We start from the raw sequence: 7,855 nt of genomic DNA on the forward strand, positions 1-7,855 counted from the left end.
GCTCCGGCGCCCGCGGCGTCAGGCCGCGGGGTGGCGCTGCTCGTCGGCGTTGTGGATCAGGCGGAGCCTGGGGCTCAGGCCGCCTTGGCGACGGAAGGGGCGTCCAGGATGCCGAGGATGTCGCTCTCCTTCATGATCAGCAGCTCCTCGCCGCCGAGCTTCACCTCGGTGCCCGACCACTTGCCGAACAGGATGCGGTCGCCGGCCTTCACCTCCAGCGGGACCAGCTTCCCGGCCTCGTCGCGGGTGCCGGCGCCGACGGCGATCACCTCGCCTTCCTGCGGCTTCTCCTTCGCGGTGTCGGGAATGATGATGCCGCCCGCGGTCTTCTCATCGGCCGTGACGCGGCGGACGAGAACGCGGTCATGCAGGGGACGGAAGCTCATATGCGGTCCTCTCCTGATGCCATGTGGATGATGGCTTGGGACACCCCAGCGGACGGCACCAGCGGGTTCGCTAGCACTCACCCCCGAGGAGTGCCAGCGATCTAAGGAAAAGCCGGGAACTCGTCAAGGGTTTGCAGCACTCTCGGAGTGCGAGTGCTAATCACCTGATTTTAAAGCTTTTCCTTGCCATCCGCCAGGAAATCCATGGCAGGATGGCGGCGTTGAACAGGAGGAAACGCGCCGCAGCGCGGCGCCGCAGGATGGAACCGAGGGAAGGAGTTCCGCGTGCTCGACAGCCTTGACCGCTTCGTGAAGCTGCAGATCCCCGACTGGCACCTGACCACTGCCGAGATCCTCTACCACATGCCCGACAACCACGCCCTGCTGCAGAGCTTCATCTGGCAGAAGGTGGATCTGGCGCCGAGCTTCCCCGAGCTGAGCCGCTTCCTGGCCTTCTGGCAGCGGGAGATCGAGGGGCCCCTGCATTCCGTCCGTGTCGCCTCCGCCGCCCTGACCCGCCCGGCCGAGCTGCGCTACGCGGGCGGGGAGTTCCGGCTGCACTGAGTTCCCCATGACGGCGCTGCGCGCCGCCACGGGGGCCCGGGGAGTCGCTCGGCGATTGGCGCCCCGCACAGCCTGGCGCGGCAAAGCCGCGCCAGGGCAACGGGCGACGCGGATGGCAACCGGGGCACCTCGGGGCCCAGCCTACTCGTCGGCCAGGGCGCGTGCGGCCCGGGCGCGGCGCAGCAGCCAGAGGCCGATGGCCACGGAGAAGACGAAGAGCCCGGCCGAAAGCCCGAGCTGCCAGGCGCCGTCCACCCGCACCCCCTTGCCCAGCAGGGCGAAGACCAGGGTCTGCGGCAGGTAGCCCAGCACCGAGGCCGCCAGGAAGGGCAGCGCCGGCACCCCCGCCAGCCCGGCCAGCAGGTTCAGCGCCAAATTGTTCCCCACCGGCAGCAGCCGCAGGGCCAGGGTGGCGCCGAAGGGGTTGGCCGCCAGCACGTCCCGCACCGGCCGCAGCCGCCGGCCGAAGCGCCCGGCCAGCTGCCGCTCCGCCCAGCCCCGCCCGACCAGCCGGGCCCAGCCCAGAGACAGGGCGGCGCCCAGCACCGTTCCCCCCACCGCCAGCGCGGTGCCCATGACCGTCCCGAAGGCATAGCCGCCCAGGAAGGCCAGCCCCTGCCGCGGCACGCCAAGCGCCGTCGCCGCCGCCGCGACCAGGAGGAACACCGCCTCCCCCCACATCCCCTGGCCGCGGACGTAGCGGTCCACCCATTCGGTCCCCGGCACCAGGCCGATGCCGCGCAGCGCCAGCCCCGCCGCCGCCAGCCCGGCCGCCAGCACCAGCAGCCTGCCGATGGCGCCCCAGCGCCCGGACAGCCCGCCGCCGCCTGCCCCCTCGCCCGGGGCCCCGCTCATGCCTCCGGCTCGATCTCGGGGCGCTTCCAGCGCCGCTGCAGCCAGGCCACGCCGGCCAGATCCACCAGCCCCACCAGCAGCCGGTCCAGCGTCCCGTAATTGGAGACGCCGCGGACCCGCGGCCGGTGGTTCACCTTCTCGCTCACCACCCGCCCGCCCTGGCGCAGCACCAGCGCCGGCAGGAAGCGGTGCATGTGGTCGAAATGCGGCAGGTCGAGGAAGAGCGCCCGCGGAAACACCTTCAGCCCGCAGCCGGTATCCGGCGTGGCATCCCCCAGCAGCCGGGCCCGCACCGCATTCGCCACCCGGCTGCTGCGCCGCTTCACCCAGGAATCCCGCCGCGTCACCCGGTGCCCTGCCACCAGGATGGCGCCGCCCTCCGCCTCGGCGCGGGCCAGCAGCCGGGGGATGTCGGCCGGGTCGTTCTGCCCGTCCCCGTCCAGGGTCGCGATCCAGGCGCCGCGGGCCGCCTTCACCCCGGTGACCACCGCGGCGGATTGCCCGCAGCTTCGCCGGTGCCGCAGATGCCGCAGCGGCGCCCCGGCCGCCGCCGCCCGCAGCGCCTCGGGCGTCGCGTCGGAGGAACCATCGTCGACATAGACGATCTCATGCGCCACCCCGGCCAGCGCCGCCTCGATCTCGGCCACCAGCGGGGGGATGTTCGGCGCCTCGTTCCGCACCGGGATGACGACGGAGAGGCGGGGCGGGGCGGGCGGCTCGGCCGTCGCCGCCGGGCGGGGATCGGGGGCTTCGGGCATGGCGGCGGCGCGGTAGCAGCATGGCGCCGCGGCGGCAAGCGCAAGGCAATTCTCCGCGCCTCCCGTATAAAGGCGGCATGCCCTTCGACACTGCCCGCCCGTCCCCCCAGCCCATCGCCGCCGGCGCCGATGCGGCTGCCATCGCCCGTTGGCTGCTGGCCGTCGCCGCCATGGTCTGGATCATGGTGGCGATCGGCGGCGCCACCCGCCTCACCGGCTCCGGCCTCTCCATCATGGAATGGGCGCCGCTCTCCGGCGCCCTGCCACCGCTCTCGGAAGCGGAGTGGCAGCGCCTTTACGATCTCTACCGCACCATTCCGCAATATGCGCTGGTGAACCAGGGTTTCGGGCTCGCGGGGTTCAAGGAGATCTTTTGGCTGGAATGGATCCACCGGCTCTGGGGGCGGCTGATCGGCCTCGCCTATGCCCTGCCGCTCGCCTGGTTCTGGTGGCGCGGCCGCATTCCTGCCGGGCTCAAGCCAAGGCTGCTGCTGCTCCTCCTGCTCGGCGGGCTGCAGGGCGCGGTCGGCTGGTTCATGGTGGCCAGCGGCTTCGAGGCGGATCGCACCGCCGTCTCCCCCTACCGGCTGGTGATGCATCTCGGCCTCGCTCTCGGCCTCTACGCCGCCCTGTTCTGGACCGCCCTTGGGCTCCGTCACCCGGTGCCGCAGACGCTGCCGGCGAAGGCCGGCACGGTGCGGCGGCAGGTGAAGGCGGCGGCCTGGCTGGTGCTGGCGGCCATGCTGGCCGGCGGCTTCGTCGCCGGGATGCGCGCGGGCCTCGACTACAACACCTTCCCGTTGATGGATGGCCGCCTGGTGCCGGAGGGCTATGCCCGGCTTGCCCCGCTCTGGCGCAACCTGACAGAGAATATTCCCGCGGTGCAATTCAACCACCGCCTGCTTGCCACCCTGGCCGGGCTCGCCGCCCTCGGCGCCGCCCTGGCGGGCTGGCGCCACCTGCCGCCCGGCCGTGCCCGCGCCGCCTGCCTGCTGCTCGGGGCCTCGGTTTGCTTGCAGTACGGCCTCGGCATCGCCACGCTGCTGCTGGTGGTGCCGGTCTGGCTCGGCACCCTGCACCAGGCGACCGCGGTCCTGGTGCTGACGGCTGCGCTGGCGGCGCTGCACGCCCTGCGTCCGCCAGCGGCCTGAGGAACGGGTGACCGTGCCGGGCGCCCGGGGAGGAGTGCGATGACGGAGGCGATCGCGATGGCACCCGAGGCGGTGGCGCTCGCCACGCTGGCGGCGTTGCCGCAGCCGGTGTTCAGCTTCGCCGCCGATGGCCGCCTGCTGCTCGCCAATCCGGCCGGCCGCACCGCCGCCGGGCTGGCGGCGGAGGGCGGCCTCGACCTGGCGGCGGTCGCGCTCCGCCTGGCCGAGCGGGGCGAGCTGGGCGCCGGCGAGCCGGCAGCGCTGGCCGCCGCGCTGCTGGCCGAGACCGGCCCCGACCCGAGCCGCCGCGTGCTGCGCCGCGCCACCGACGGCGCCTGGCAGGAGGTGCGGAGCCTGCCGCTCGCCGGGGGCGGCCAGCTCCTGCTGCTGCAGACCCTGGCGGAGCCGCCCCTCGGCGCCGTGCTGACGCCGCTCCCGGGCGGCGTCGTGGTGATGGATGCGGCGGACCGCCTGATCTTCGCCAACCCCGCCGCCGCCCGGCTGAATGGGCTGCCGCCGGAGGTATTGCGGCCGGGCATGACGATGGAGGCGATCCTCGAGCTGCTGGCGGCGACCGGGGAGCTGGATGCGGCGGAGCTGGCCGCCATCCGCGTCAGGCGCGCGGCCCGGCCCGAGGGCGCCAGCAGCATCTATGTCCGCCGCCGCCCGGATGGCCGCACCCTGCGCTCCTGCAGCTCCCCTATCGCCGGCGGTGGCCGGGTGCTGGAGCTTGCCGACATCACCGAGCAGGTGCGGGCGGGGGAGGAGGCGCAGCAGCGGGCCGCCGGGCTGCAGCTCATGCTGGAGCACATGCGCCACGGCATCTGCCTGTTCGATGCCGGGCACCGGCTGGTGGTCGCCAACACCCTGGCCCATCGGCTGACCGGCCTGCCGCCGGAGGCGATGCGTCCCGGCCGGCACATCCATGAGCTGCTGCAGGAGCAGGTGGCGCGTGGCGTCTTCGGCGAGGGCGAGGCGGCGCAGGCGGCCTTCGCCCGCAACCTCGCCCTCGACCGTAGCCGGCAGACCCGCCGTATCCGCCCCGGGCCGGAGGGCACCACGCTCGAGGTGATCACCGAGCCGACGCCGGATGGCGGCTATGTCGTCACCTTCAGCGACGTCACCGCGCATGTCGCGGCGGAGGAGGCCGCCCGCGCCCAGGCGGCGCTGCTGCAGGCGACCCTCGAGACCATGCGCCACGGCGTCATGCTGTTCGATCGCGACCGCCGGCTGCGCTTCACCAATTCCCTGGCGGCGGAGCTCGCCGGCCATGCCCCGGGGTGGGTACGGGCCGGGGTGAGCATCGCCGAGCTGCTGGACGACCTGCTGGCCAATGGCGAATTCGCCAATGCGCCGGAGATGCGCCAGCGCGCGGTGGAGCTGCGCCACGTCGACCGCTCCCGGCCGCGGCGCAACCTGCGCAACAAGGCCGATGGTCGGGTCATCGAGATCCGCTCCGAGCCCCTGCCGGATGGCGGCTTCGTCCTCACCCATACCGACGTCACCCCGCTGGCCCGGGCGGAGGCGGAGGCGCGGCGGCGCGCCGACGAGCTGCAGCTCATCCAGGACAGCATCCGCCACGGCCATGCGCTCTACGGCGCCGACCGCCGGCTGATCGCGGCCAACCGCCTCGCCGCGATGCACTCCAGCCTCTCGCCGGAGGAGCTCCTGCCCGGCCGCAGCTTCGACGAGCTGGTGGAGCTGCAGCGCCGGCACGGTGCCTTCGGCCCGCCGGACAGCCCGGCCGCGGCGGCGGAGGTGGCACGCATCCTCGCCTTCGACCGGCGCCTGCCGGACCGCTACCGGCGCCCCCTGGCCGATGGCCGCGTCATCGAGGTTTCCAGCGACCCGACTCCGGGCGGCGGCTTCGTCATCACCTGGAGCGACATCGCCGCCCAGGTGCAGGCGGAGGCGGCGGCGGTGGCGCGCACCGCGCTGCTGCAAACGATGCAGGAGACGATGCGCCACGGCATCGCCCTGTTCGATGCCGATGGGCGGCTGATCACCGCCAACCGCCTTGCCGCCCGGCTGGCCGGCGTGGCGGAGCAGGCGCTGGCGCCGGGGGCGACGCATGCCTCCCTCACCGCGGCGCAGCTTGCCGCCGGCGTCTTCGGCAGCGGCGAGGCAGCGGCCGACGAGGCGCTGCGGCTGCGCCAGGCCGACCGCCGCCAGCGGCAGCAGCACCAGCGGGAGATGCCGGACGGCACCGTGGTCGAAAGCTCCTCCGACCCGATGCCGGATGGCGGCTTCGTCATCACCTGGAGCGACGTGACGGCGCTGGTGCGGGCGGAGCGCGCGGCGGAGCAGCGGGCGGCGACGCTGCAGGCGATGATGGAGAACATGCGCCACGGCGTCGCGCTGTTTGGCCCGGATGCCCGGCTGCTGGCGGCGAACCGGCTGATCGAGGAGTTCAGCGGCTTCGCGCCCGGCGCCATGCGCCCCGGCCGGTCCTATGTCGAGCTGTCGACGGAGCAGCTGGCGCGGGGCGTCACCGGCGACCCGGCGCTGGATGCCGACCTCGCCACCCGCAGCTGGACGGCGGACCGCAGCAGGCCGCACCGCTACACGCGGCCGGGGCGGGATGGCCGCATCCTCGACGTCGCCTCCAACCCCATGCCGGATGGCGGCTTCGTCGTCACCATCACCGATATCACCGCCCTCGCCCGGGCGGAGGCGGAGGCGCAGCGGCGGGCCGGGCAGCTGGCCGTGCTGCTGGAGACCATCCGCCACGGCGTCGGCCTCTACGGGCCCGACCGGCGGCTCATCCTCAGGAACCGGCTCTGCTACGACATCAGCGGCGCGCCGGAGGGGGGGATCGAGCCGGGCATGACTCTGGCCGAGGTGGCGGCGCAGCAGCTCAACAGCGGCTCGCTGGGGCCGCCGGAGGAAGGGCAGGCGATAGTCGATTTCATCCTCGGCATCGACCGCTCCAAGCCCCATCGCTACCAGCGCCGCACCCCGGACGGCAGGCTGATCGAAGTGCTGTCCGACCCGACGCCGGATGGCGGCTTCGTCATCACCTTCAGCGACATCACCGCGCTGGCGGAGGCGGAGGCGGAGGCGGCCAGCCGCGCCGCCATGCTGCAGGACGCGCTGGACACCATGCGCCACGGCTTCATCCTCTATGGCCCGGACCGCCGCATCCGCGTGGCGAACAGCCTGGCCGTGACCTATGGCGGGCTGCAGCCGGAGGATGTGCGGCCCGGCATCACCCTAGATGAGGGGCTCCGGCAGCAGCATGCCCGCGGCGCTTTCGGGCCCGAGCCGGAGGCCAGCGCCATCCTGCGCGAGCGGGCGGGGCGCGACCGCAGCCGGCCCTTCCGTACGACCCGCCGCCTGGCCGATGGCCGCGTCACCGAAGTCTCCTCCGACCCGACGCCGGATGGCGGCGTCATCGTCACCTTCAGCGACATCACCGCCCTTGTCCGGGCGGAGACCGAGGCGCTGGAGCGCGCCGCGACGCTGAAGGTGGCGATGGACAGCATCCGCCACGGCATGGCCTTCTACGGCCCCGACCGGCGGCTGCGCCTGGCCAACCGCCTGGCCAACCGGGATTACGGCCTGCCCGAGCTCAGCGGCCGCAGCGGCGAGCTGTTCGACGACCTGGTCTGCGAGCAGCTTCAGCTCGGCCTGTTCGGGGAAGGCCAGGCGGCGGCCCGCATGGCGGCCGGGGTGATCGGCTACGATCGCAGCCGCCCGCTGCGCTACCAGCGCCGCATGCCGGACGGCAGGGTGCTCGACATCTCCTCCGACCCGACGCCGGATGGCGGCTTCGTCATCACTCATTCCGACGTGACGGAGCTGGCCGAGGCGAAGGCCGATGCCTCCGCCCGCGCCGCGACGCTGCAGGCGATGCTGGACAATCTCCGCCACGGCATCTCCTATTTCGGGCCGGACCACCGGCTGATCGCCCACAATGCCCTGGCCGAGGCCCTGATCGGCGCCGGCCCCATGACGCCCGGCATGAGCCTGGCGGAGCTGGTGCGGTTGCAGCAGCTCCAGGGCCTCCTCGACGAGGCGGCGGCGGGGGAGCAGGCGCTCGGCCCCGATGCCATGATCGACCGCAGCCGGTCGATCCGCTACCTGCGCGAGACCCCGGATGGCCGGCGGCTCGAGGTCTCCTCCAACCCGACGCCGGATG

6 protein-coding genes are annotated in these 7,855 nt (G+C 73.6%); 3 read left to right on the forward strand and 3 right to left on the reverse strand.

Annotation, left to right across the window (positions count from 1 at the left end; all coding sequences use genetic code 11):
• Positions 1–74: 74 nt before the first annotated feature.
• Entirely contained in the window at positions 75–386 is a 312-nt protein-coding gene (groES, locus tag NJ376_RS15560) for a co-chaperone GroES (protein WP_149539518.1), read from the reverse strand.
• 285 nt (positions 387–671) lie between these two features.
• Here groES and NJ376_RS15565 point away from each other — a divergent pair, with 285 nt between their 5' ends.
• Positions 672–950 carry an usg protein gene (locus NJ376_RS15565; protein ID WP_370288305.1) on the forward strand — a complete coding sequence of 93 codons (279 nt, stop codon included), beginning with the start codon at positions 672–674 and terminating at the stop codon, positions 948–950.
• Positions 951–1,091: 141 nt separating this feature from the next.
• Here NJ376_RS15565 and NJ376_RS28995 read toward each other — a convergent pair whose 3' ends face one another.
• Complete coding sequence (locus tag NJ376_RS28995) at positions 1,092–1,805, reverse strand: TVP38/TMEM64 family protein (RefSeq protein ID WP_305879987.1); 714 nt, start codon at positions 1,803–1,805, stop codon at positions 1,092–1,094.
• Positions 1,802–2,563 (reverse strand): glycosyltransferase family 2 protein, encoded by a 762-nt coding sequence (locus NJ376_RS15575; RefSeq protein WP_252954203.1) that lies wholly within the window; start codon positions 2,561–2,563, stop codon positions 1,802–1,804. The genes NJ376_RS28995 and NJ376_RS15575 overlap by 4 nt, the downstream gene beginning before the upstream one ends.
• 77 nt (positions 2,564–2,640) lie before the next feature.
• Here NJ376_RS15575 and NJ376_RS15580 point away from each other — a divergent pair, with 77 nt between their 5' ends.
• Positions 2,641–3,714, forward strand: coding sequence for a COX15/CtaA family protein (locus NJ376_RS15580; protein ID WP_252954204.1), 1,074 nt, complete (start codon positions 2,641–2,643; stop codon positions 3,712–3,714).
• 39 nt (positions 3,715–3,753) lie between these two features.
• Positions 3,754–7,855: PAS-domain containing protein (locus NJ376_RS15585; RefSeq protein ID WP_252954205.1), on the forward strand; the 4,102-nt coding region annotated here is incomplete at its 3' end.

This window comes from Siccirubricoccus soli (assembly GCF_024178315.1).
GTDB lineage: Bacteria > Pseudomonadota > Alphaproteobacteria > Acetobacterales > Acetobacteraceae > Siccirubricoccus > Siccirubricoccus soli.